This window comes from Cryobacterium sp. N21 (genome assembly GCF_002929575.1).
In the GTDB taxonomy this organism is placed as follows: domain Bacteria; phylum Actinomycetota; class Actinomycetes; order Actinomycetales; family Microbacteriaceae; genus Cryobacterium; species Cryobacterium flavum.
The window spans coordinates 12,802-38,889 of record NZ_PJJQ01000026.1; the positions used below are offsets into that span (position 1 = coordinate 12,802).

Annotated in this window: 21 protein-coding genes; 16 read left to right on the forward strand and 5 right to left on the reverse strand. The window is 58.7% G+C overall.

Features of this window, described 5'->3' with window-relative positions:
* Nucleotides 1-14: 14 nt before the first annotated feature.
* From CXY77_RS03205 to CXY77_RS21010, 5 genes are all read right to left on the reverse strand, one after another.
* Nucleotides 15-1,217: an acyl-CoA dehydrogenase family protein gene (locus tag CXY77_RS03205; protein ID WP_092112316.1), complete on the reverse strand. Its 1,203-nt coding sequence runs from the start codon at nucleotides 1,215-1,217 to the stop codon at nucleotides 15-17.
* 36 nt (nucleotides 1,218-1,253) lie between these two features.
* Complete coding sequence (locus tag CXY77_RS03210) at nucleotides 1,254-3,161, reverse strand: chorismate mutase (RefSeq protein WP_104129671.1); 1,908 nt, start codon at nucleotides 3,159-3,161, stop codon at nucleotides 1,254-1,256.
* A 1,338-nt stretch (nucleotides 3,162-4,499) separates the two neighbouring features.
* Entirely contained in the window at nucleotides 4,500-5,303 is an 804-nt protein-coding gene (locus CXY77_RS03215) for a hypothetical protein (protein ID WP_158252764.1), read from the reverse strand.
* Entirely contained in the window at nucleotides 5,255-5,692 is a 438-nt protein-coding gene (locus CXY77_RS03220) for a hypothetical protein (RefSeq protein WP_140425471.1), read from the reverse strand. The genes CXY77_RS03215 and CXY77_RS03220 overlap by 49 nt, the downstream gene beginning before the upstream one ends.
* A 642-nt stretch (nucleotides 5,693-6,334) precedes the next feature.
* On the reverse strand, nucleotides 6,335-6,673 hold the full coding sequence (locus CXY77_RS21010; RefSeq protein WP_104129674.1) for an integrase core domain-containing protein: 339 nt from the start codon (nucleotides 6,671-6,673) through the stop codon (nucleotides 6,335-6,337).
* A gap of 146 nt (nucleotides 6,674-6,819) precedes the next feature.
* On the opposite strand from CXY77_RS21010, the gene CXY77_RS03230 reads away from it, so the two are divergent.
* From CXY77_RS03230 to CXY77_RS03300, 16 genes are all read left to right on the forward strand, one after another.
* Entirely contained in the window at nucleotides 6,820-8,025 is a 1,206-nt protein-coding gene (locus CXY77_RS03230; RefSeq protein ID WP_092342714.1) for a tyrosine-type recombinase/integrase, read from the forward strand.
* On the forward strand, nucleotides 8,022-8,978 hold the full coding sequence (locus CXY77_RS03235) for a tyrosine-type recombinase/integrase (protein WP_104129675.1): 957 nt from the start codon (nucleotides 8,022-8,024) through the stop codon (nucleotides 8,976-8,978). Before CXY77_RS03230 ends, CXY77_RS03235 begins: the two co-directional genes overlap by 4 nt.
* Complete coding sequence (locus tag CXY77_RS03240) at nucleotides 8,978-10,018, forward strand: tyrosine-type recombinase/integrase (RefSeq protein WP_104129676.1); 1,041 nt, start codon at nucleotides 8,978-8,980, stop codon at nucleotides 10,016-10,018. Before CXY77_RS03235 ends, CXY77_RS03240 begins: the two co-directional genes overlap by 1 nt.
* Nucleotides 10,019-10,199: 181 nt before the next feature.
* Nucleotides 10,200-10,490, forward strand: a complete 291-nt coding sequence (locus tag CXY77_RS03245; protein WP_158252765.1) for an integrase core domain-containing protein — start codon at nucleotides 10,200-10,202, stop codon at nucleotides 10,488-10,490.
* Between the two features lie 279 nt (nucleotides 10,491-10,769).
* On the forward strand, nucleotides 10,770-11,126 hold the full coding sequence (locus tag CXY77_RS03250; protein ID WP_233197196.1) for a hypothetical protein: 357 nt from the start codon (nucleotides 10,770-10,772) through the stop codon (nucleotides 11,124-11,126).
* Nucleotides 11,127-11,487: 361 nt separating this feature from the next.
* The gene (locus CXY77_RS03255) at nucleotides 11,488-12,669 is read left to right on the forward strand and encodes a PIN-like domain-containing protein (RefSeq protein ID WP_140425472.1); all 1,182 of its coding nucleotides are present in this window, start codon (nucleotides 11,488-11,490) and stop codon (nucleotides 12,667-12,669) included.
* A complete protein-coding gene (locus CXY77_RS03260) occupies nucleotides 12,666-13,751 on the forward strand; it encodes an AvrD family protein (RefSeq protein WP_104129679.1) in 1,086 nt (361 codons plus the stop codon). The genes CXY77_RS03255 and CXY77_RS03260 overlap by 4 nt, the downstream gene beginning before the upstream one ends.
* Nucleotides 13,742-14,764 (forward strand): NAD(P)-dependent oxidoreductase, encoded by a 1,023-nt coding sequence (locus tag CXY77_RS03265; protein ID WP_104129680.1) that lies wholly within the window; start codon nucleotides 13,742-13,744, stop codon nucleotides 14,762-14,764. Before CXY77_RS03260 ends, CXY77_RS03265 begins: the two co-directional genes overlap by 10 nt.
* A gap of 43 nt (nucleotides 14,765-14,807) precedes the next feature.
* Nucleotides 14,808-15,443: a ScbR family autoregulator-binding transcription factor gene (locus tag CXY77_RS03270; RefSeq protein WP_104129681.1), complete on the forward strand. Its 636-nt coding sequence runs from the start codon at nucleotides 14,808-14,810 to the stop codon at nucleotides 15,441-15,443.
* 382 nt (nucleotides 15,444-15,825) lie between these two features.
* Nucleotides 15,826-15,993, forward strand: coding sequence for a thiomuracin/GE37468 family thiazolyl RiPP peptide (locus tag CXY77_RS03275; protein WP_104129682.1), 168 nt, complete (start codon nucleotides 15,826-15,828; stop codon nucleotides 15,991-15,993).
* A gap of 205 nt (nucleotides 15,994-16,198) precedes the next feature.
* Nucleotides 16,199-18,712: a lantibiotic dehydratase gene (locus CXY77_RS03280; protein WP_158252766.1), complete on the forward strand. Its 2,514-nt coding sequence runs from the start codon at nucleotides 16,199-16,201 to the stop codon at nucleotides 18,710-18,712.
* Nucleotides 18,709-19,632, forward strand: coding sequence for a thiopeptide-type bacteriocin biosynthesis protein (locus tag CXY77_RS03285; protein WP_104129684.1), 924 nt, complete (start codon nucleotides 18,709-18,711; stop codon nucleotides 19,630-19,632). Before CXY77_RS03280 ends, CXY77_RS03285 begins: the two co-directional genes overlap by 4 nt.
* Nucleotides 19,633-19,883: 251 nt before the next feature.
* Nucleotides 19,884-20,681, forward strand: a complete 798-nt coding sequence (locus CXY77_RS03290; RefSeq protein WP_369831286.1) for a hypothetical protein — start codon at nucleotides 19,884-19,886, stop codon at nucleotides 20,679-20,681.
* A complete protein-coding gene (locus CXY77_RS03295) occupies nucleotides 20,681-22,099 on the forward strand; it encodes a SagB family peptide dehydrogenase (protein ID WP_104129686.1) in 1,419 nt (472 codons plus the stop codon). Before CXY77_RS03290 ends, CXY77_RS03295 begins: the two co-directional genes overlap by 1 nt.
* Complete coding sequence (locus tag CXY77_RS19850) at nucleotides 22,096-23,844, forward strand: hypothetical protein (protein ID WP_140425473.1); 1,749 nt, start codon at nucleotides 22,096-22,098, stop codon at nucleotides 23,842-23,844. Before CXY77_RS03295 ends, CXY77_RS19850 begins: the two co-directional genes overlap by 4 nt.
* 140 nt (nucleotides 23,845-23,984) lie before the next feature.
* The gene (locus CXY77_RS03300; protein ID WP_140425474.1) at nucleotides 23,985-25,769 is read left to right on the forward strand and encodes a TOMM precursor leader peptide-binding protein; all 1,785 of its coding nucleotides are present in this window, start codon (nucleotides 23,985-23,987) and stop codon (nucleotides 25,767-25,769) included.
* Nucleotides 25,770-26,088 lie beyond the last annotated feature (319 nt).

A 26,088-nucleotide genomic window follows, 5' to 3' on the forward strand; every position in this document is an offset into this window, starting at 1 on the left:
GAACTTCTGGTGTTTTAGAAGAATGGCGACGCCGAGTCGCCACCGAGCAGGACCTTGCCGGATAGCCGCAAAATGGAGTCTTGTGCGACTGCGTGCTGGCACATTGTGTTCGCATCGCGCAACCAGCGATCGAGTGGGGAACGATCGCGGTAAACCGCTGCTCCCCCGACAAGGTCATAAAGACGCTGCACAATCGACCTCGCGGTGCGGAATGCGTTGTAGCGCGCGAGAGCAGTTTCGACGCGAGCATCGGCATCGCGTGGGGCGTCCACCTCAAGAGCTGCCCATTGACGCTCAAGAGTCGAGTACACGCTCGCCCGGGCCGCAGACAGTTCCATCTCCAGTTGAGCGATCGTCTGCTGCACGCGCGGATCTTCCGCCCATGCGATACCGGTTTCACGATCAACTCGATCGAGTGCAAGGCCTCGAACGTGGTCAAGCGCAGCCCTTGCCATACCGAGAGGAACACCGGCCATCTTCCGAAGAATCGCGTCGGGGGCATCATACAACGGCCCGGTGCGGACAGGACGGTTGAAAGTAAAGCTACGCTCCTTGGGAATGAAAAGCTCATCGACGGAATAGTCAAAGGAACCAGAACCTGCGAGGCCCGTGGTGTGCCAGGTGTCAATGAGGTCGTAGGCCTCCGCTGGGGCGAGCATGACTCGCCATTCAGGTCCCCCTGAGAGTTCATCAGTGAATGGAGTGCCGTCTTCGTTGTACACCGTACAACCCGCAGAAATCACATTTGCATGGGTGATTCCAGAACCGAAACGCCAACGTCCGGAAATTCGATACCCACCCTCGACCCGAATCGCTTTTCCATGCGGATAGATCCATCCTGATTGAGCTGAGTCAATGGATTCGTAAATTTGACGTGCTACACCGTCATCGAGGAAGCCAGAGTAGATGCCCGAGTCCATGCCGATCATCGCGCACCAAGCGGCAGAAACGTCTCCGGCAGCGATGACTTCTACGAGGAGGGTCTGTTCGATCGAGTTCATTTCTGGACCCCCCCATGTGGCAGGAGCTGCTGCCCTGAAGATGCCTGCAGCGCGCAGGCGGTCCACCACATCGTTGGGCAACTTCCTGTTTTGCTCAATACGGAAAGACTGCTCGCTCAGCCACGACTGAAGCGCTCTAGCCGCGTCGAGTATCTCTTCGCTGTTCGAGGGGATGCCGACGGACTCGGCATCTTTCGTGTGAAAGGTTGTGGTCATGGAAAACGTCCCTTTTCTTCTAGAGGCAACGACGATTTAGGAGTACCGACCATGCGCGATGACTTGGTCAGGATCGAGCATCGCCTTGAGACGACGTCCGAGTGCTCGCGCTGCAGGATTGCCGAGCCGATCTGCCCAAGCGCTGTGCTCAGTATCGAGTCGGTACGGCCAATAGCCGGATTCGGTAAAACTCTCGTATAGACGATCAAGTGCACGGTGGGCCTTGGCCGCTTCTTCCTCATTACTCCGGTCGAAGCGCAAGGAAACCACAAGGTCGATGACATCGGAGTCAAGAGCATTAATCGTTGCTCCTGCCCGAACGCCAGTTTGTTCGTGAACCTCATCGAGCAGGCAGAGCGCTGACTGAACATCCGCACCTGTGTACGGGATCAGCGGAAGGAAGAAGATCCACCCCCCACCATGAGTGTCGACCATAGTGGCCTCACTTCCCGTGGCTGCGCGAAGCATTTGCTCATGAAGGCTCGTGTCACCAGCGAAGCCAGCTTCGACAACCCGTGCAACAGTGTCATCCTCCGTCGGCGGCTTTTGATCGGAACGGTCGATCGAAGAAAACAGGCCAGTTTCGCTGGCTTCGTCGGTCAGAATTCCGAGTAGCGCCGAGACCGAGGCCGCTGTTCCGCCGACGCTGAGATGAGCCCTGTATCCATCCTCATCCTTGCTGCCGTACGAGGTCGAGGACGTCGCGTCGTAGATCTTCAGGACCCCTTGGAATAGTCCTTGTGCCTGCCAGCGTCGAATAGCGTCAACCACCAAAACTAACCGGTCGGCGCCGAACGATAGCCGAAGTACATGCTGGACTTCTGGCCGGGCGATGAGCCGGATCACTCCAGCAGTCACGATACCCAGATCAGATTGGCTAAAAAGCGAAAGCAAGGATGGTCCCAGGCCCGCGGCGTTCGGTGCAGACCCACTTTCGTGAGGCCACCAGCCAAGCCGCACCAACTCACCGTCAGGCATTATCACTTCGACTCCGACCAGGTCATGCAGGCGTTGTCTCCGTAAGCCCACACCGCGATCGAGGGCGTTGCCCAAAATACTCGTATGTGCCGACGAGGCGGTGACGTTAAGAATCCTGCGACTTCCTAGGAGTCGGGTAGTCAGATCGTGTTGTGTAACGCCTGGTTCGATGACGGCCCATCCGTTGGCAACGGAAATGTCTCGGATCTGGTTAAGACCGTCGAGTTCGAGGCGCACAGAGTCGTCCTCAACAGCGCCGCGCGAGCCTAGACCCCAATTGCAACCGGTTGAAACGGCATAGAGCGGTGGCTCAGCGCCTGACTGAAAGGCACGGATAATTTCGGCGACCTGTTCTACGCTGTGCGGGCGCAGAATCGCAAGAATGCGCCGCGGCGCAAATCCGGATACATTCGGCTCGATCAATTCCGGGAAGATGAGAGATTCAGAAGACTCACCGAGGATACGCGTGAGTTGCTGCTCTAATTTGGGTGACAGTGCGGTGCTTCGATGCGCCTTTGCGATATTTAAGTTCGAGCCAACATACCCGATTGAAGCTGTATTGAGACTCTCATCCAACGGGCTTTGTTCAATATTGGGGGTCTGACCAGCGACATTTGGGCGTTCAGGGCCTGCGCCACCGCGGAAGACGTGTTGGACGGCTGCTTCCCCGTCGAAGCGAGCTAATGCGAGCACTCGGATGGTCTTCTCTGGCTGCCCTTCCCAGTCAGCTTCGACGGCGCAAAGAGCCGGGATATTGATGCCCATCTGTTCCAGAAGAGCGAGAGGCGGAATGTCAGATTTCAAATCCGGTGTGACTGTAAACCATAGGCACTCGAGATCGGCATACTCCAAGCCGTTTTCATCAACGATTGCCTGAATAAGCTCCTTCGATGCACGACTGATCACTTCGCGACTGTCGTTCATGAGACCGATGCCGCCACGGATCGCACGTAGCTGGCTGCTCACGCTTGCACCATCCTCCGACCTGCGACCTGCAAACAAATCGAGTTCCGGGCAAATGCGTTCTTAGCGATCCGTCCAGCACTCTCCATATAGGATTCACCGGGACCAGACAGCGTATACCCGCGCCCGTAACCGCATATCGTGCGCTTCATTTCTTATTCCCCTCCATCTACCCTCAGCGGGCATGGCCACCTGCAGTGAAGTCTGACCTGCGTTTTGAAGCGATCAGTTCAATACAGGAACGTAGCACGCGGCGGAGCTCGGTGAAACTGTGTCTATTCAGTTCCGCAAATTACCGCCCACATGAATTTATCTGCGAAAAATCTCAGGATCGCTAGTCTTTCGCCACAAAAATGATTGACTTTAGAAGAAACACCGCAATAACGGGCATTATGTGACGGAATGCTTCGCAGACGCGCCGATGACTTTGGAGACTTCGAGGTAGTGAAAGCGAGTATGCATGCGCGTTATTCAGGCATGAGTCACTATTAGGCCAGAAACAATTCACCCGAAATTTCGTTAAGCGATCAAATCCAGAAGCCGTTGAATTATGGGGGTTTCAGTGGTTTGAGTCGTATCCAATCATGACGTTAATGACTTTAAGTTTGGAAAAAGAGAGGAATTTTCGTCACTATCACCGAACTCGTCGGAAACTCCCAGCCACCCAGGGCTGTGCGCACTGAGCCCGCCGATGGCCCGCAATCGGCCCAGTCAACCCTGGGCTCAGTCTCCATTCGGAACTCGTGTGAATTGCTTTTGGATGGCGTTATTAGTGAGGTCGGTTATCGTGACTAAGGAGGGCCCACCGCTAATGCAGTGGGCTCGCGCCAATTCCCGACGCCGGCCAGGTCGCTACGTGTGACATCGCGGCGAACTCACCCAAATACTTTGCTAGCGCTCTCCCCGCGCTCGCACTGAACGCCGTTGTCGGCTTCGGTCTGAACAGTCCCGCGTCGCCATCCACTGTGATGGAAGGACGCCGGCCGGCAGATAGTTTTCTGTGCGCTTGGTGGTTTCCGAGTCCGTAGATCCTGCTCCAGGTCGCGCGAATGTGACTGACACAACCCCGCCAATAGTAGGGATAAGTGCGATTATCGGGGGTAAAAAACCAGACCCTTGAAGTGAGATGAGGCTGCGCAGAAAAAGGGGTATGGAGACCTCAGAGATTGTCCGGCCTGGCTTGGCCGGCCCGGCCACTTGCATCACTGCCCGGTCGCGCTCGGCCGAGCCAGGCCGGACATCCGACTCTCGGCCGGCCCGGCGGGCCATCCGGCCGCCTGTCTGGGCACAGCGCGATGATCACTCGGCCGGCGGCTCGCTCCGGCGTCGACGGCTACTTGGCTACTTGCCCAGCAGTCCGGCTAGCTCGTCGAGCGTTTCCCGTGCGAGCGACTGGACGACGGCATCATGGTTGGCCCAGGGCGCCGTCTGCTCGATCAGTACGTTGACAAGAGCGCGGAGCCGTCCCCGGCTCTGTTGACTCAGCCCGAGCAGCGCCTCGCTGGCGTCGTCCATGCAGGCAAGGAGCACCACTGCATCTTCAGCGTGACGGCCTCGATCTCGAGAGTCCGCCAGATAGGCAGCGCCTTTGAGCACCAGTGCGCCACGAACGCTGGGGATGACGAGCCTCACGGTGTCGGCTTCGGTCAAAACATCGATGTTGAGGGTCTGCTGGAGTGCGCGAGTACCGCCAGGGATTCCGAACAGTGGGCGGCCGCCGTATCGAGGGCCTCTAAAGATGAACTGTCGATCCGCGCACATGAGGTCCACCCGCTCGGGTCCGCGGTCGAAACGGTACGCGTATTTGGTCGATCTATCCAGGACGTAGCCAGCTTCCTGCAAGAGTGCGGCTGCCTGGAGAAAACTGATCGCCTTGGTTTCGAGGTGGAGTGCCGAGTCGACATCGACTGTCGTGCGCGGGGCTGGCAGCTCAGCCAGCTCAGCATGAAGCTTCACCATGAGGCCACCAACGAGTGTCCATGAGCTCTGCGGGAGCAGCCGGGCGAGCTCGAAGGCTGACGGCCAAGGCGGTTCTTCCCATTTGCTGGATCGAGCGTCAATGTTGATCAGCGGACGGCTGATCAGCGGGCCGGGACTCATATGTGTTTCTGCGCAGATGCGATCCAGTGGGTCGCGGCTGAGCATTCGCGCGCATCGCCGTAGGTGTACAGAGCTAGGGCCTCCAGGACCCTGCGGTGCACCTCGTCGCCTTCAACAACAGCAATGTCGCCGGAGTCATCGAGGCCCAGACGTGCCCTTCTGGCCGCACGGCTGGCGTCCTGTGAGACCAGTATGCCCAGTCCGCCACCAGCGGAGAGGCCAAGCTCACTGGCCAGCGCGGCTACGAAACGACTCTTGGCCTCGTCGCTTGCCGCTCGTCGCAGAGACACGCGGCCGCGTAGGATCTGGCCGGCCAGCGCGCCGACGTCCATGCTTCGGATGCGCTGCTTCAGTCGGCTTCGCTCGGTGCTGCTCAGCGCTGCGTTGGTCAGGTCAGAGGTTTTCTTAGTAGCGAGCAGGTCAAGAGCAGCCATCTGCACAGCGTCTGTCCAGTTACGACCTCGGTGCGCTGTGCGTTCGAGAGCCTGAATCTGTCGCTGAGAGAATGCGTGTGAACTGCCGTACTTGGTGGCAACAACGCGTCCGCTGGCAGCAGATCGCCTCACCTGCCGGGGGGTGACTCCCAGCTCTGTCGCGGCCTGAGACGTGGAGAGATGCATACACATATAGTCCCATTACGGACTATATGTGTCAATATTGCACGTACTCCTCTCGCGAAACTACAGAGTTCTATTGGCTTCTAGAAACGCTCCCACGCGCATAATTAGTACAGGAACGGGAGGCACACCATGACGATCAACGAGATTCAGCAACGTCAGAGCGACAGCCGACCTAGCCCGAAAGCCCAGGCCGTAGCGGCGCGTGTTCGAGTGAATGCAGACCGCCGTAGCGGCGTAGCGACGCCCAAGTGGATCGTCAAGCTGTCTCAGACACCTGCCCGCGAAGTAGTTTTTTTTCTCGCCAAGACAGCGAGTCCGTAACAGGCTAGATGTCTTCCTCGAGTGCAGCCTTCCTCGAATATCGGCGCCAGAGGAAGCCCTCCCCGCGCAAAAGAGCCCGCTACCTCCAGTGAGGCAGCGGGCTCTCTGGCCTTGCCCCCGGTTAGTGGACACGGGTTAAGCGGCGAGTTGAACTTCCGCGGTCTGTGACGAGTATTGCAGTTCGAAGTCGACGGGACTGACATCTCCGATTGAGGAGTGCCGGCGCCGACGGTTGTATCGGTCCTCGATCCAGGCTCCGACTTCCCGAGTAGCGCGGTCGCGGGTGGGCCAAACGCGTCGGTAGTAGAACTCGGTTTTCAGCGTCGCGAAGAAGCTCTCGGCCATCGCGTTGTCCCAGCAAATACCGGTCAATCCCATCGAGCGGGTGATGCCATTCTTGATCGCGAATGCGGTGATCTGGGCCGAGGCATATTGGGTGCCACGGTCCGAGTTAAGCCGAATTCGGCTTAACAGCGATTATGCCGAGGATGACGTTAAGCCGAGGAACCGTTCCGACGCCAGAAGTTTTTTGGGGATGGCCGCGGTTTTGTCGGTTTAGTGCGATGCCTCAACCAGCGTTACTTTCATCATGTCCGGATGCGCGATGAAGGGAAAATGCTATGGAAACGATGGTTGATGACATTGGTGTCGTCGTTGTCGAGGTGTTGAGAGCGGCCCGCTATAAAGAGTCGACGATTGGCAACTATCAGAAGTCGATTCGATGGTTGGCAGTGCTGGCGCAGAAGGACGACGGCCGCTACACGCCGGCTTTGGGGGCGGAGTTCGCCTCGATGACGACGAGTCCGAGAACGGGCCGCTTCAGTGGCCAGCGCCGCTTCGATTACGGCCGGCTGGTGAGCGTGTTCGATTCGTACGTGGCGACCGGGCTGGTGAGCCTGGTGAAGGGAACCCGCGGCGCTGGCATTGTGGTTCCTCATTGCGCCGCCTTCGTCGCCCTGGCAGATGCGTGGTCGGACGAGGTAGAACGCCGCGGCCTGGCCATATCTACTCGAAGCGCCTACGGTCGCGCAGCCCGTGAATACCTGCTCTTTTTGGAAGCAAGCGGGATCACGTCGTGGGAAGAAGCGGATGGCACCACCATCTTCGGATATCTGGACTCGTTGCTCGAACGGTGGGCGCCATCAGCGCTGTGGTCCGCAGTAACGAACTTCCGGCCGTTCCTCGCCTTTACACGTCGGCAGGATTTACTTGACGCGTTGACGATGGCGCGGATCCGGCGGTGGCACCAGCTCATTCCCGAACTTGCCGAACGTGACGAGCTACTGGTGGTTCGGGCCTGCACCGGCAGGGATGTTCCTGCCCGGGATGCGGCAATTACGTTGCTGGCATTGGTGACGGGCTTGCGTGCCTGCGACCTTATTGCGTTGCGGCTGAAGGACATCGATTGGCGCGGCTCCACGCTCGGTATCGTGCAGCAGAAAACGGGCAACCCGCTGACGTTGCCGCTGCCTGCGGTGGTCCTCGGCAAGCTGGCCGAGTATGTGTTGGGTGACCGACCGCATTCCGACATCCCAAACGTTTTCCTGCGGTCGTTGGCCCCGCACCTCGCGTTGGCGGACCATGCGTCGATCTATGCGATCACGCGGCGGACGTTTCGGGCCGCCGGTGTGACGCAGACCAAAGTGGGCACCCGGAAGTTGCGTCACCACGCGGCGACGAAGCTGCTGCGCGCGGGGACGCCGCTGCCGACGATCTCGGCGATTCTGGGCCACTCGTCTCCGGATTCCACCAACGTGTATTTGGGCGAGGACACCGAGCAGATGCGCGCCTGCGTGCTCCCGTTGCCGGCAGGGACCGCACGATGAGCGGGCACGGTTTCACCAGCGTGTTCGCCGCCGATCTGGAGGGCTACCTCGCGTTCAAGTCGAGCATGGGCTGTTACGGCGCGTCCCGGATCTGGTATCTGAAACAGTTCGACCGATACTGCGCCGACCATTCTCTGGCGAATCTCGACCGGGCGACGATCGAGGGCTGGGTGACGGCCCTGCAATCATCCCGGCCGGGACCTTACCGATCATGGATGTCCTACATTCGGGATTTCGGCCGGTGGGCGCATATCAATGGCGATGACAACGCCTATGTGTTGTCGGATCATTGGAAGGCAAGTTTTGTCCGGTCGCAGCCCTACCTGTTGGCGGATACCGAAATCAGGTTGTTCTTCCAGGCCGCCGCCCGGATAGAGGGTTCGTCGCCGTGGACATGGCAGGCCGTCGCATTCTTCGCCTTGATGCACTCCTGCGGGCTGCGCACCGGAGAAGTCCGCCACCTCACCCCGCACGACGTCCACCTGGACGACGGTGTGATCGAAGTACTCGCATCGAAAGGGCACCGCGACCGGCGGTTGCCACTCACCGGTGAACTCGTGGAGCTTCTGGCTGGCTGCGATGCCCGCACCCGCGGCGTTATCGCAGGCGATCGGGCCCCGTTCTTCGTCATGCCGACGGGGAAACCCGTGACCCCGGTGGCGGTCGGGATAATCTTCAATCGCATCTGGGACAAGGCTGCACTGACGCGAACTTTGGAGGGGAAGCGGCCACGTCCCTATGATTTCCGGCACCACTTCGCCTACGCGAACCTTCAGCGGTGGATGGCCGACGGCACCGACGTCAACGCGATGCTGCCCTATTTGGCCCGATACATGGGCCACGCGTCCTTGGACAGCACCTACTACTACGTCCATACCTCGCCGGACTTCATGAACAGTTACGCCGCCATCACCCGCGACAGCGACCGGCTGCTGCCCGAAGTGGGCTTCTGATGAAACGCGACCCCCTCACCTCGACGCCGAACTTTTGGGGCTTCGCCCGCAACTACCTCCACGACTACATGCCCAGAGTCCGCGCCCTCTCGCCGAGAACCATCGAGGCCTACCGCATCTCCCTGGAGTGCTTCGTCAGCTTCCTCACCGATGAAAAGCAGCTGAACCGCAAGAACATCAGCTTCGTTCATCTCGAGCGGCCGATGCTGAAAGAGTGGCTCACCTGGATGCGCGAGACGAAGCACTACCAGCCCAAAACCGTCAGCTTACGGCTGACTGCGATCACCGCATTCCTGGCTTTCGCAGCCCAGGAAGACCTGACCCTCGTCGCCCTCCACGACACCGCGAAGACCTTGAAAGCACCGACGGCACCACGCAAACCGATCGAATACCTTGAGGCGAACGAGACCGCCGCGGTTCTCGCTGCCTGTGACGGCTCCACGGCGAAGTCCCGCCGCAACCGGATGCTGTTGATCCTTCTCTATGACAGCGCCGCCCGCGTCAGCGAACTCACCGCCCTCACCCTCGGGGACCTGGCCCTGGCAACGCCGGCGCACCTGACCTTGACCGGGAAAAGAGCCAAAAGCCGCATCGTCCCACTGGGCGATAAAACGGTCGAACATCTGCAGGTCTATCTCGCGGAGTTCCATCCCAACCTCGCGCGGCTCCCGGCGACGCGTCCGCTGTTCCACAGCTCCCACCTTGGGCAGCCAACTCGGCTGTCAGTCGACAGTGTCTCGGCGATCCTGGCCACCGCAGGCAACCTCGCCAGGCAGAACTGTCGGACGGTTCCGATTCGGCTGCACTGCCACATGCTGCGCAAAACGAAAGCGATGGACCTTCACAAACAGGGCATCCCGTTGCCGATCATCATGCAACTCCTCGGCCACGAAAGCATGAGCACCACCTCCGCGTTCTACGCCTTCGCCACTCTTGACATGATGACCGCGGCAATGAACGCCGCCACTCCTGAAATCAACATCGCCGACAACACCTGGCTCAGCGAGGAGAAACTGCAAATGCTCTACACACTCCGCTGATCGACGGAGACGCTAATCCGATAAAACAAACGCCGTTCCCTGCAAACAACCAGCATCAACACGGTTCCTCGGCTTAACGTCATCCTCGGCATAATCGCTGTTAAGCCGAATTCGGCTTAACAGCGATGCCGGGTCGCAATATACGTCCATTCGATTCACGGAGACCGTAGCGCTCGAGGGATTGGTCGCATCGATCGGCACGGTCGGTGACGCGTATGACAATGCGGCCGCCGAGACCGTCATGGGCCTCTACAAGAACGAGGCCGTCGCGAAGAACTCACCCTTCATAACCGGTCCGCTGAAGACCCTCGCCGACGTCGAGAAACTCACCTTCGACTGGCTCGACTGGTACAACAATCGGCGTCTACACAGCGCCCTGGGAAACATGCCGCCGGCCGAATATGAGGTCAACTATTACGCTGGGACAAACGGCCCGACAAATATCGAAGCCGCCAACAAAACGGCGGCATGAAACCCGGGACGGTTCACGATGGCCTCGGCAGGGAACTCGGCACTGAACTTACGACGATTAGTCATGAAACAGATTTTCTTGAGGTCTGTCTCAATTCAGCATGCAGGCGCAGACCACGTGACGTCGGAATAGGTTGCCTTTTTATGGCAGGGGTCTGCGGAAGCGGATCGGCGCTGGACCGCCTGTCCGCGATCCAAAACATTGCAGTAGGTTTGTATCGTCGTGGGTTTAGCAGCTAGTCATGATCGTTGGTGTGTCCGTGAAAGGAGAAATGTGGCCATGTTGGACGAGCGCTGGATTGAGCATCGCCGGTCTGGGGACAAAGAACGTCTCGGTTGGATGATTCCAACGGGTGACGGGTTCGTAGCGGTCGATCTGCTCGGACGTCGGCAGACCGAAGAAGTGGATTGGCTGACCGCGGAGCAAACTCTTGACGAGCTCGGCATCGGCTACCTCGCGGATCGCTACGAATTACTCCTCGCAGGCGGGACCTGGTTGCGCGTGCGTATCACCGAGGTGTCGCCCGATGGAATCAGATTGACCAAGGACGACTGGGGGGTTATTGGAGCTGCGGACCGCAATTACCTGATTCGCTTTCCGGCAACATCCGACCTCCGTATCTGCACCGCGGACTAGGAGTTTGGGCCAGACGGTTGGGCTCTTCGACTGCACGGCCAGATAGCCCGGGGCCCCGTTGTCTCGAAATGCGGGCTTCTCCTCGTGTGTGGTCGATCGCAGGACCTTACGCTCAAATCGCAGTCCCTAGCCTCGAGTTTTGCGACCATGTCGATGGCCACCCCAGTTGTGGGCACATCTACTGTGCACACCCCGTCGTTTGGGCCCGTGCGGTGAAGAACTCGGCGGTTTCAAAAATACCGATCGAAAAAAAACAACTCAATAGGTATGTTAAATCCAAGGCCCTTGCGATCGTTAGACGACCCTGTCCTTGGAATGGGGGCGTCGGCGAGGGAATCGCACACGACAGGAACGAGCGCCAATGCCTCCGAACGGTCTACACACGGGACTCGAATCGTTCAGAATTCCAACTGGCAAAGATTCGTGGGCGGCACTGCAATATGGGTTCCTTGCAGAGGACACGAATGTTTCTCGTAATCTTTACCGGTATCACCACGAAACGGTTGATGACAGAAGTCTCGAATTTTTCGCCAAAGTCGGGCCGGGTCTATTCGTGCCGGACCAATTGGTCCGGGAATTCTGGCGAAATCGCAGCCGTGTTTCAGGAAAGGCCAGCTCGGACGTTCGAGACAGTCCCGGTGCTTTGAGCGAAAGCGAATCATCGACCCGTGATGCAATCATGCGTTGGTCGAAGTCTCTGGCCCTAAACGCGGTCAATAGGGTTCCGATGCTCTCTCGGTTTGACGCGGCGTTCGCGGAAATCCGGGAGCGGCTGGAGATGGATACGCCTACTCGAATTCATACTGCGACACCGACCGACACCGACAGCGTGCTGAAACGGTTGGAAGTATTACTCGAGGGCAAAGTCGGCGATGCGTGCGACGAGACGAGCCGGCCGGCGGCAACCGATGGAGGCATTCGAAAGGCGTTGGCTCATGAGCCGCCAGGTCACGCGCACGTAGACACGATCGACTCTGTAAACGAGGAAGGGGTGTCCGGCGACGTCAAAGACGATTGGAGGCAACGCGACAAGGGGTTCTTGGTTGACCCCCGCCGGGAACTAGTCGCCGAGTATGCCGCGCGCACAAGTCAACGTGTCTTTTTCCTAAAGCCCGCTGAGTTCCTTCAACGATGTGAAGTCTTGGACGTGGTCGTTCGGGCCACGTCGGTCGCCGATATCGAACGGGTTAGGGATGAGCCTTCTCTAAGGACGCCGTGGACGCCGTCGACGTTGCTCGCTGTGTTAGATCGACTCGATGATGAAGAGCTTGTAGACGCAGCTGTCATTCGAGAAGCCGCCACGAACGGCGGACGGGTGATCCGTGAGCGGGTGTATGAAATTGACGGTCGAGCCGATGAACGGATGCTTGTTGCGTTCGCTCGCCCGGTGACTCTTATTGTCGCGTCGCTTCAGGCGGAAGGCGTGGTGCCGGAGGACGTTCTGCCCCTGCTGAGATCCCAGTACAAGCTCGGTGTCAAGGCTAGGCACTTCACGGTTCCAGATGAAGTGGTCGACCTTTTGCAGATTGGCCGAGAGCCGTGACACGCGCGTCGCGAAACACGCCCGCCCGACTTTTCCCGGCCGACCCCCATCACTTCAGGACGACAGGGAACGGGTTCGACGATTACCTTGGGGCCTCTAGCGGGCGGTACTTCGGAGACGGCTACCGCCGAGTCGACCATCAACTGGCCCAGCTCGAGATCCTAACCCGCGAGGATGGACATTTAGCGGTGGCTGGGATCGGAACTGCTCAATACCCTCGTAATTGGTCGACGCATGCGGACGGCTCCGTGCGGGTGCCGCATTTGAGCACCATTGATGCCGTGGTGCTTGCTGTTCGGCTCGCAGAGACGTACTTGAGTAATGTTGAAAAGCTATCTGACGTCCAACTCGCCGCGGCATGGCTTGCTGACATCGAAATTAGAGCCGGCGCGACGCCATTCATCGAGCTTGGATCAATCCCGGTCCACTGTTTCAGAATTTCCCGAGAAGGGTCAGGAGCCGGCATCACTTCAATTTTCCGGACACGCATCGGCGGGGTCTCAGTCTCAATGAACATTTGCCACCTGGCGGCGACGGCGAGGGTTGGGCAAGCGAAGAGTCTAGAAGGACCGGTGGCGGTGCCGATTGGTTCAGGAGCTCTCACCGACCTTTACAAAGATACTTCCCACTCGTCATCACTGAACTTCGAGCCGACAAGTGATCATGAGGCAATTACGTCCCGCCACGTGATTCACCCATATGGCGGCGCGGAAAGCGCGGGGATAGAAGGCCGATACTGGCCAGGCGTCACCGTTATCGACTGCCTGGTGATCGCGTCTCAGATGGCGCAAGTGCTTATCTTTGCAGCATCGGACGTGAGCCGGTCGACGGCATCGAACCTTTGGATGCGCCGCGCACGATTCTCAGCCATTAGGACGCCCCATGGTGGGGGAGTGTCGTCCTCCGTCCTGCGAATTGTGAAATCGAGAACTTTTGACCGCGGATCCGAAGGCATATTGCACAGCGTGGAGGTTGAGTGTCCGGACCTATTTGGAATAATCGCCTCTGCATCGCTCGCTTACACGGCGCCACGGCAAGGCAGTAAAACCGGGGCCGGGCCGGATGCGAAGCGATGCTCGTGACGCACGTCGCCCACCCTACATTTCGCGTGCTTATCGTCGGTGCAAGCGGCTTCATTGGGTCAGCTGTAGCGAAGCAGATGCTTTCCCAAGGAGTGCAGGCGTCCTACCTTGCAAGACGAGGATCCGCATTGGAGGGACGACCTAACGCGGTCCCGGGAGACCTGACTGACCTTCCCTCTTTGGTCAGCGCCTGCCAGGGCCATCAAACAATCGTGAACGCAGCGAGCTTTGTCGGCTTTGACCCGAGTAAACAACACGAAGTTAACGCCGTGGGCGGCGCCAACCTCGCCATCGCAGCGGAACGAGCTGGCGCATCTCGACTGGTGTACATCAGCAGCACTAGTGTTTATGGAGGGGCCGTGTCAAACGGTGCGCGGGAGCAGCTCGACAAGTTGACTCCGCGATCAACGCTGAACACCAGTCGTCTCGTCGCCGAGCGTGCCACCATCGACGTTGGCGGAATTGTTCTTCGCCCACACCTTGTTTATGGACCGGGCGATCGTTTCTTCATTCCGCCGCTGCTCCGCGCCATGCGTGCACTAGGCGGATGGATTGAGGGCGGTCGAGCGCGGGTATCCATCATCTCGAGCGAAAGTCTCGCGAGGGTGATCAGCGAGGTGTCCACCGACCTGTCCCCTAATGTCGGAGGTCGAGTCTTCCATGCAGCGCACCCGGAGACCGTTACAGTGGCGCAACTCGTAGAGAGCGTCACTCAGCCACATGCAATACGCTTGCCAAGTGTCTCGTATGACACCGGATACACGTTGCGGGCGCTGGGGAAGATGGGAGTTACGCAATCGCAGATAGAAATGGTTGCCAAAGACAATTGGGTGGATTCTGGATCGTTGTGGGGTCTTCTAGCCACTAACCCTGGGATACCGATAGATATTTCCCCAGCGGGAGCCGCTTGGTACGAGTCGAGCTTGGTTGCCATGCCGCCGCAGGCTGTGCCGCACGAGGCGAAAGTTTCGGCACTGGTATGGGACCGGAATAAAGTACCGGGAACCCCGTAATATTTCTTACAACTTACAACTTACAACTTACAAGTGGAAATTGATGGCCAAGCAAGCTCGAGCATACGCGACACGGGAAATTATCGTCCAGGCGGCAGGAACCGTGTTTGCGAGCAAGACCTATGCTCAGGCGACCCTGGCGGATATCCTACGTGAAGGTGGGACAACCCAAGGGTCACTGTATTTCCATTTTGACTCAAAGAAAGCTGTTGCGCTCGAAGTAATTCAGCGTCAGCATCAACTGTTTCTCGATGCCGGGAAAGTGCTTCTCGACGAAAAAATTCGGGGCCTACCAGCCATGATCATGCTGTCGCGGGAGCTCGCAACTCAGATAACGACGTCACCTCTCGTTCGGGCCGGACTTCGGCTGAGTACGGAATCAGCCGACGTGTTCGTTGAAACGGCTCGCGGGCCTTACGAAGACTGGATTGAAACCTGTAATGCATTGATCGAGCGCGCCGTCGCAGACGGGGACATTGTTTCCGATCACAGCACTGATCGATTGGCGGCCTACGTGATTGCCACCTTTACCGGCGTCCAATCCCTATCGCAGGCGCGCACCCAATGGGCAGACATTCTCGACCGTCTGGAAGAGATGTGGGCCTTGCTTCTTACTGGTATTGGACACGCAAAGGAAGCTCATCCGGGGCTCGACGTTCGAGGGCTACTCCGCGGTTAAACAGCGAAATCAGCCGAGCCCTGTGCCTCTGGAAGAGAGGGCGAGGTGAGGTATCGGTCTGTCCCGGATCGTGTGCCGTGTGGCCTGTTGGCGCGCCCAGGAAATCAGCGTCGCGCTAATCGCAAACGCACTCCTTGCTTCAAGCGTTTTCCGCGGCGCCTTGGCCCACGTGCTTCGACGGGCTAGCGGCTCCCTGTACCCTCAGGCGCAGTGGCGGGTTGCACACTTGCCGGCCGCTATCGGCGGCACTGAGCCATAAGTGTTCGGCACTTATCAGGAATGAATTGACAACTCAAAACAAACAGTGCAATCTGTTTGTGAGGCCAAATGGTCTTGGCACAAACCAGTCGGCTTGCCGACGTAGCGAAAGGTGTGAACTCTCATGGCTGATTCGATCAAAGGTTTGCCAATCGATGTATTCGAGTTGATGGATGAGGGGTTGAACGTTAACTCCCTCACCGCGGGACATGGAATGGATGAAGTTGGGGCCTCGACCAACTGCTTCTGCTACCCGTGTTGCTCCTGCTCCGCCCCCTCTAGCAGCGCGTAAGTCCGTTGCTCGGGCGGAGTGGCTACTTTCCGTGCCACTTCGCCCACCTCTCCCTCTCAAAGAACAGGAGAAAGACCCGATGACGAAGGCGCCGGAATCGTCAGCGGTCGCCCGTCGAGGTGTTGACTCGACCGTGGACGTCCGTATAGCTGGAGCGTCAAAGTCGACGCTCCATAGCCTGCGTTGGCCTCGAACGATCACAATCATGGCCGAGTTTCAGATCGCATCGAATACCGTCGATACGGCTCGCGAGCATGCTCGCACGGTCCTGTTCGACGCTGTCGGCGACGCTCGGGCATCCCCCGCGCTATCCAAGTCGCTCATCAGGTTGAGGCGCACGGTACGCGACCTCAAGGTCGCCGGCGCCTACGTCGTTCCTGATCAGTTCCCGCGGCGGCACTTAGTCGAATCCGCAATGAACAGCCTGGATGCAACGCTGGTTACGACGGAGCGGCTCAGGCTTGCTCTGGGGTCTGCTTTTGCGGATGAAGAGCGACGTCACCTGCATACCAACGTGGGTCTCGCCTCAGACCCCCACGTGCTGCACGGATTGCTGACTGCCGCCCCCTCCTTGGAACTTGTTCTCGCGCGTCGTGCTCTAGACGGCCGTCCTCTTGAGAAGAAGATTGCGATGAGACTCGCGACGTTTCTGGCGAGGGTCGCCGCTAAAACCAGTCCATACTCGACGTTCACGCGAACCGCGCAAGGTTCTTTGACGACGAAACCAAAAGGGTCGGATGTGCAGTTGAAGCCAACCGTGCCGGTGCTGCAGCTCGACGGGCGACTCTGGACTCTGATTCTTGAGGACATCCGTCATAACGCAGCCTTCGAACCGCACCTCTTCATTCGAGTCAATCCGTCCGCCAACGAGACTCAGCATGGCATCGAGTTTGTCGGCTCGACCCCGCGGGAATCTATTCTTCGCATGCCGTCCAGCGGACTACTGAGGACCATGCTCAATATTCCTTCTAAGCCGCAGTCTGTAGGTGGATGGGCGCAGACACTGGAAGAGCACGGTGTCGGGCGAACGGACGCCTTGGACATGGTTCGTTCGTTGCTGCAGGCAGGGTTCTTGCAGAGCAATGTGCCGGTCTCCGACAACGCCCTGCGACCACTGACCGCACTCAACGATTGGCTAAGTACCCTGGACCGTGTGGTGACGCAGGCACTATCTTATGGCCACGTCTTAGAGCAGTTGCAGAACGATCTGGAGGAATGCTCGCTCACGATTTTTGATCAGACGGCTCAGCGCGAACGGATCACTAGAGCAATCCGTAGCGCCTCAACGATTCTTGCGCTCGTCGCCCCGCCGGACCTCGCTCACAGCATCTCGGTTGACGTCATCCACGAAAGCGCAGTCGTCCTCGACGCCGACTGGTCTGTATCAACCGATGGGTGGGGAGACGCGCTTCCTGAGCTTGACGTAGCTCGTTCCTGGTTGTCGCAATTTGACCCTAAACTTCCCGGTCGTCTCGCGGTCGAAGATTTCGCGGCGTCGTTCATGGCACCAGGCGAGCGAACTAGTTTGTTGGAGTTCTACCGGGCCATCAGCACAGCTCTCCAGACTCCCGAGTCGCCGCGAACTGCACCACTCAAGAAATACTTCAGCAGAATCCCGCGGCAACCCGTGGTCGGCGATGCTGCCGATCCTCCTAGATTGAGGCAGTTGGCCGCGTTACGTGCCGACTCTTTCCGGTTGGTGGACCAGTTCACCTTCGGCGGTCACTCAGTTATTCCCCCAGCCGAAGTGACTAAGGTTTTCGCCAGCTGGCCCCGATGGCTGGGCATTCCCGAGTCTGCAGCATGTTACGTCCAGCCCATTGCGCGGATCAATGCCCCGTGCTTGTTAGCGATCAACGTGATTCACGGTGGTAACGGACGCGGCCGAGCGCGCACAAATTTCATGCTAAGAAGCGTCGATGCAGAGTTCCCGGTGCTCAGCCAGAGCCGCCAAACGAATGCGCGCCAGGCAGAGTACAGCGGCACGCATGGTTCGAGTTTAAACGTGCGGGGGTCAACGACGGAGTGGGAGATCGACTACCCCTTTACCTATTCCGCCCGGCCTCTCGCGGAACGGATTCCGATTTCAGCGCTGGCCGTTGAACGACCATCCTCTGGAGACGGGCTCGTCCTCATCGATGACCGATTCGACAGTGTTGTTGTCCCGGCACACGTCGGCATGCTTGCGGACTATCAATTGCCGCCACTTGCTCGTTTTCTCGAAAGAGTGTTTGCGAATACATATCTGCTCCACCCCAGTGCACCCCCATTCGCGTCAAACTTTCGCTTGGACGAAATAGAAGAAACAGTCGTGGTCCCGCGAATTCAAGTAGGCCGAGTCGTCATTCAGCGACAGCGATGGATCGTTCCTGCGCCTCTGTTCCCAGCACAGGATGCCAGCGAATCTAGGCCGGTCTTTTGGTATCGGTTGCGAGAATGGTTTGCCAGCTCAGCGATACCGGAACGTTCCTTCGCACGAGCTTGGGGCCAGGAGCTTTCCGGTGACAAGGCGAAATCCCGAAAACCTGTCTTCTTGGATCTCGACTCATGGTGGGGTATTGCAGACTATCTACGGCATGGCCAAAACTGCGATTTTTACGTCTTCGACGAGGCGCTCCCCGACCCCATGGACGGAGACCCGTCTGAATTCGTGAGTGAAATCCTCATCGAGAGCCAAACCCCAGTTACGCACATCGAACGCGAGAGGGCGAGCAGATGACGACAAGTAGATACGAAGCCAAAACCCGAAAGTCCCCCTCAGCCGCTTGGAAATCGATTCACATTCGTTGCGACGCAGACACCGACGAACTACTCACGGGCGTAATTCGTCCTCTTATGCAAGACGCACAAAGCTCAGGTGATGTCGCGCGCTGGTTCTTTCTTCGTTACTGGGAGGAAGGCCCACACGTCCGAATCCGGATTCAGGGCGATAACCCGCAGCGAGCCGGTGGTATTGCTACAGAATTGTGCCAAGTAAGCGCAGGGTGGGCGAGGGACCACGCTCCGGTGTACATCTACTCGCAAGATAGCTTCGCCCGCGTTTCCCGCGAGTTCGCATCGCGTGAGCTGGTCGACGACGCATCTCACACACTTCGTCCTCACGGCGACGTGTGGACACCACCGTACAAACCGGAGAACGCGAAATACGGTTGGGGCGACACCTTGGCGGCATTTGAGCAACACTTTTGCGATTCGTCCGAGTTAGCGCTGGAAAATCTTGAAACGACCAGAAGCCAGAGGTGGAGTACCAGTACAGCGATTTTGCTGACCACTTGGTTTTCCGCCGACCTGGACATCCGCTCGGCAGAGACGATACTCGGTCGCTGGTCCAGCGGGGAAACGCAGGGCGAGAATCCAGTCCAGCTCCCGCCGGCGTTGGCATCACTAGTAGAGGACGCTCAATCCGCGGCACACGAGGCAGGACGCTCCGACGTCCTTGGCCGATGGGCAGAATCCCTACGCGCCATTTCCCGCAGAGCCGGTGAAGTCGCCACCGCATCCGCGCTCGACATCTGCGCGCATCTCTGGTGCAACCGAATGGGCCTCTCGCTCAAGGAAGAGCTTTATCTGCGCCGCATCGCCGTACAAGCCCTGCCATCGGCGGACTCAGCATCCGTGGGAACAGAGTCGGAAGCATGAGTAGATGGGTTTCAGTGACCGCCTACCGGTGGGATTCGGATCACGTCCCATTCATAGTAGAGCGCGCGAGTCCCGTGTTCGCATTAGCCCGGAGGAGCGGAGTTGACGCGTTCCTTGAGGTTGGATGGGCACGCGGACCGCATGTCTCGTGTGTTTTCGATTCAAGGGCAGCGTCCTACGCTGCCTCGGTCCTGCCGGCGATCCACAGTCAACTCCTGTCCGCCGACGCGCAATACCGCTCGTCACGCGACGTGGATCCGGCGAACTTCGTGAACATGCACACGAAGCTGGCCACCTACGAGAAAAACACTGGAGTGCTCTTTCCTTGGCAGCGCGACGGTCAGGTAACCCGGTCGGCCTATAAACCTGCAGGGGAAGATCGGCAGGCGAACAGCGCACTCAACGGTATTCTGATCGAGTTTCAAAGGCGCTCTCTGGAGCTCGACGTTTTATCGATGACCTCTCTGACTAAACCTGCAGACCTCCTCGCCTACGCCTTCGATTTGATCACCGTTGTAAGCCACAGTTTTGCTGACGGTTCTATACAGAGCGGATTTGTGTCCCTTAAATCTCACTCTGAGGCTTACCTTGCGGGAGGCGGGATGGCCGAGACACGTGGTGCCTGGGAAAAGATGTACCTTGCCGGGGGCTCATCGATGCGCGAACGCCTTAGCAACATCGTAGAAGCTGCCGGCTCCGGACAGTCCGAATCGCGGATCCAAAACTTCGTAGACATTCTCATCGAGACGGCGGGCGTCGCTCCGCTGTCCGAGATCTTTCCCGCCTCACCTGCGAAGACGGGCGCCAGAAGTGTGGACATGTGGCCCACGAGCGCATTTCACGCGCGACTTGCCGCCAATTCACGATGGCAGTTGGACACCCGGGAGAGCGATTGGTTCCGACGCTTCCGATTGGTACTCAATCTGACCTATCTACACCTTACCAAGGCGGGCCTGACGCCTCATCAGCGATTCATGATTTGCACGCTGATCTCAAACAGTGTCGAGGACTTATACGGCGTGAGCGCGCTGAGAATGTTGGAGGGATAATGACCGGTGTCGTTGGGGTCGATCAGATCCAGGTACTTTCTTCCGAATCGCAAGACGGGCATTGGCGGGCGAAGCTTCTCCGCGGCGTCTACCAAGTCACCGGCGAAAATCGCGAGACCTTTCTCGCAAAATGGCCTGCGAAACTCGACCTGGGCGTCATCTCAGACACGAACGAGGCTCTTCTTCGCGATCTCGCAGACGACTGGGTCGACGTTTCGCTGCCAGACTTGGCCGTCTTGTCAGGGGTCAGCACCGAATCAGCACTAATACTGAAGCTGATTCGCGGCGGATGGCTTGAGATCCTCCTGATCGCAGGCGGACAACCTCTGCTTACGATCGTCCCTCGGCGCAGCGTCGCCGACTACCCGCAATTTCATCGTTCACCGAAAAACATGCGCGCATCCAAATTCGCGATTGTGGTTCGCGCTGGGGACGAGGTGAGGCTCGAACTGCCTCATTCGTGGGCCGACGCCGTGATTCACTCGACCAATGTCCTAGATGTCCTTTGGCACGGCATTAGCGCGGAAATTCCCGACAACGGGGGAGCCATCGCCACAGCGCTCAGATGGCTGGAAGCCACCAACGAGGGGGACCCGGAAGGATTCAATGAGCGGCAATGGTCCGCTCATGAGCTGTGGTTCCACGAACGTACGCGCCGCTATGGTCGAGCAAGAAATTTCGGCGGCACATTTTGGGCCAAAGACGAATTCCCTGCCCTTCCCGCACTCCCCAAGCACCGAGTGATCGAGCAGTTTTCACTACCTAGCCCGCCCTTTGCCGACAACAAAATCGGGGGAAGCCTGCATCAGGTTCTCGAGGACCGTCGGTCGTTTCGCGTGCATGACGACGCGAATGCCTTGACCCTCGACCAGCTCGGAGAGTTTCTGTACCGGTCTGTTCGGACGCGACTTTCGCATCGCGTCGACGGCGTGGAGTACCTCAGCCGACCGCACCCATCAGGCGGGTCCGCGTACGAAATTGATACTTTCATTGCGGTTCGCAATGTCGTCGGCCTACGTCCTGGCTTGTACCACTACGACTCGTTCGATCACGGACTGGACAAGATTGACACACCAGACCCTGGTGCCTTGGCAAACCTGATCCGTATCGCTTCCCACTCGTCGACGGTGAAATCCGAGCCGCAGGTAGTGATCTTCTTCGTGGCCCGCGTCGGTCGCATTCTCTGGAAATATGAACAAATGGGGTACGCCGTGATGTTGAAACACGTCGGAGTGGTCATGCAAACGATGTATCTCGTCGCTTCCGACATGGGGCTTGCTCCGTGCGCGATCGGAAGCGGAGACAGTGACCTGTTCTCCGCTGCGACCGGCCTTGACCCTCTGACCGACGTCACTATTGGGGAGTTTCTCCTCGGCTCGCGCTCAGCGACCGAGGAGTTCACGGAGCGCCCAGCATGAGCATCTTCGTTAGATGGCGTCCAGACGCCACGGTTACAGACGACCTAGATGGGGCTCTCATCTCAAACGCGGTCGGCGCGTCTTTTGTTCGCGGGCGTTCAATATTTCCTATTGTCGATTGGTTGGCACAGCAGACAGTCGAACCGCAGCTTTTGAGCGGACTGGTCGCGGCCATGCCTGAAGGACGCGCTGCGGCGTTTGAGGAGTTGGTTCGGACGCTCAAGGGAGCCGGAGCGCTAAACATCGTCAGCGACACAGCGCAACTTGCGCCCTCGGCCGGATCCCGTCTAGAACGCGGTACGGGGCTTCGCCATGTACTTCCTCGGATTATTCTTTTGTCCGAGCCAGAAAACGCGGTGTCCCATTTCCTGGCCCAAACATTCGCGCTCTTTGGAATCGAGGTCACGACGGGCGAAGCACACGCTGACACAGCAGAATTCGGTGGGACCAGCATCCAGATCGATTGGGCACCCACACCGGAAACGCGCATAGTGAGCAACGAAGCCGGTAGCGCTGCGCGGCGCCACTTCCACCACGTCGCACTCATAGGTCATCGACTTTGGTGGCTTCGGCCCGGAACAGACCTACCAGCACCGACAGCCGACGACCTGCTTCACCGCATGGGCGGCGCCGACCGGACGGCAACTGGAATAGATGTGAGCCGATTGCAAGCCGCCGTATACCAGCTCTGCCAATCGATTTTAGTGGCGTCCTTGAGCACGCAGGAACCCGGCATGGCGGCTGTTCGATCTTTTGATTTGCTGACACTTGAGCCCACTGACCGGACACTCGTGCGTCGATCCGGAACTACCGACCCCGAGACCATCGAGCACCATGACCAGGCGATTGCGGAAGTGTCCGACGTTGAATTCTCGCGTAGGGCAGCCTGCATCGCTGATGATGTCATCGGCCCGATCGGAGTCCCGTCAGAATCTGGCTTGGAGCAAGGCCCATTGCAGGTGTCGCGCGTTTTGGTTCGCGACGGTCGGGCAATTCCGACTCGCGCATACGGGTATGGAGCCACGCTCGAGGCGGCACGCGTAGCCGCGGCGCGACTGGCACTCCTAGTACACGGATTCGGTCCTGGCGTCCCGGCTGTGGCATCGCCGAGGACGCCAAGGACGCCAAGAGCCGGAGGCGTCATGCGCAGTGACACCGCACGAGTTTCTTTAGACTGGGTATTTCTCGACGAAGAACTGGGGTCGCGGTTCGGCACCGAGCGGGATTTATCGGAAGTGCCCGCCGGTTTGGCGCACGGGACCAGTTGGATTTCCGCCACAGCAGCAGCTGCTCGTTCTCTGGAGCTAGGCCGAATGCTCCGAACAGCCCAATTGCACGGGCTGCGCACAGAAGCCCGGAGAACTGTCCACGAGGCCTTGTTGCGCACCCTTGACAACCGTCAGGTCGTCACCTGGCATTTGACCAACACACCGTTTCATGTATGTGCTGTTCAAGTGGCGGCAGAACACGCGGTCTACGCAGAAGGGGCGAACGCTGAAGATGCAGAAGACGCCGCTCTGCTGCTCGCCCTTGCGTGGCACCAGTCATCTAAAGGAGACAACCAAGGAATGCGTCCTCAAGGCTGGGCGCTACCGGATGACACGAATGTGGCGCCGCGCCACCCGGACTGGTTCTCCGACGTCTCGTGGGTAAGCCGGTACGGAGAGATCGCTTACTTCACCCTCACCCAAGACCCGGCACTTGCCGAGATCTTCCCCTTTCGTATTGCGGCGGTGTACTTGTGACCACAATCTCGGCTCCTATCCTGGCAGTTGGCCGGTCTTTTCCGCCCTCCAACGCCCTAGAGGCAGCTTTCCTTCGGGCAGGGTTCGACGTACTGGAGTCGGGCATTTACCGGCACCCCGAAAGCTCAGCCTCCGTAGTCGTGGACCGCCCAGCCTCCAAGGCGCCTCGACCCGCTCTCATCGTCACAACGGGCGCTGCACAAACGGTGGTTGGTCCGCTCGTCAACGACGCCCCCGGGTGCTACACCTGCTTCGCAACGCGGCGTCGATTAGCGCGCCCGAACAATGCGGCGAAGGACGCAGACGAGCGCCGTTGGATGGAAAGCGACCAACGGCCACAGCCGTTGCTCGATGTCATTGCGATGCACACGCTGACGACCATCATTAAGCTGGAAATCGACGACTCGACTATCACGCCTTATCAACGGTCCGTCGTTATCTTCGACCATTGGAATCTGACCGCATCTCGCCATCTTTTCCTGATAGACCCTTTGTGCCCCGAATGTTCCGATCTTCCAGAAGACACAGCGGAGGCAGGGACATTGAGCCTCCAAACGCGGATCAAGAGCAGACCCGACCAATACCGTCTCTCTGCCGCAGTCGAGAAGCTCGACCAACTCCGCTCTACATACGTTGATAGTGAGACCGGACTCATCCACGCGGTCCGTAGGGACAACCAAGGCGGTCTAGCAATTTCCGCCGCGCTGATGAAACTCCGCCGACACGACTGGGTCGAGCCGGGATTTGGCCGAAGCATGAACTACGACGAAAGTGAAGCCACCGCGATTCTGGAAGCCCTGGAGAGGTACGGCGGCGTCCAGCCCGGAGCACGGCGTACCGCAATTGTCGGCTCATATGACGCGCTCCAACCAGACGCTGTCGACCCTCGACTATTCGGCGTTCACCCAGAGGACACATATACGTCAGGTGCGTACCCCTACCGACGTTTTCAACGCGACCTGGAGTGCGCGTGGGTATGGGCATTTTCATTCGCTGCCAACGGCCCCGTTTTGGTGCCAGAGTCGACCGCCTATTACTACGTCGCCCACGACTCCCAGCAGCTGCCGTTCACATCAGAGGTATCGAACGGCTGTGCGCTGGGAGGCTCGATTGAAGAAGCGATATTGTTCGGCTTGCTCGAGGTCGTGGAGCGCGACGCCTTTCTACTGACCTGGTACGCACAGCTACCCATTCCGGAACTCGACCTCACGTCCGCCGCTGACCAGTCATTGCGGATACAAGCATCGTTGCTCGAACAGGAAACCGGCTACATCATTCGACTATTCGATCAGACGACTGAGAACGGCATCCCAACGGTTTGGGCGATGGCCGAAGACGCCAGATCGAGCTTGACCGACACCGTCCGTCCCGCTCGGGTGTGCGCCGCTGGTGCCCACCTGAACTTAGAGAGGGCAGCGCTCAGCGCAATCAGTGAACTCGGCCCCTTCCTCAAAGATTTCATCAGCCGTTTTCCGACGAACGCCGAGCGAGCATTGGCGATGGCACGGGATTCAACACTTGTCCGCAACATGGAAGACCACGCGACGGTTTACGGCTCAGCAGAAGCTTCGTCTCGGTTTGCCTTCTTGTCTGAATCCCAGATGTCCTCCTTTTCAGAGCGCTCAAAGCTCCACGTCGAAATTGCGAGTTCCGATTTGCGCGACGACGTCTACGACTTTGTGGAACGCCTAGACCGATGCGGGCAAGATGTGATCGTCGTCGACCAAACAACAGACGAGCATCGTGCTGCTGGACTCAGCTGCGTAAAAGTTTTGGTGACAGGGTCGCTTACGATGACATTCGGGCACGCGCTCCGTAGGACAGAAAACATCGATCGGCTGCTGTCGGTCCCGGCTCTCCTCGGGTACCGCGAGAAACCTCTGGACCAAGCGGACATCAATCCGTTCCCGCACCCATTCCCGTGAGGCACACATGCGTTTCCTCGTAATAGCCGAATGGGACCTCGTGAGCTCTGGAGCAACAATCGACGACCTGCGCGAATGGGTCCAATCCTCCGCCGCCGAGAAGTACCGCTCCCTAAGCGGCGTAATCGTGAAGACGTGGTACTCGAATCCGCATTTGAACACGTGGGGAGCGGTGTATTTGGTAAACGACCCACATGCCCTTGATGCAGATCGTCTGCCACGCGGGATGGATGGCAAAACGGGGCCGGTCGGAGCCCCTCCCAGCCGCGTCAGCTGGCATCAGGTGGAGATGCACGTCGAGGGCCCCGAATACCCCGCC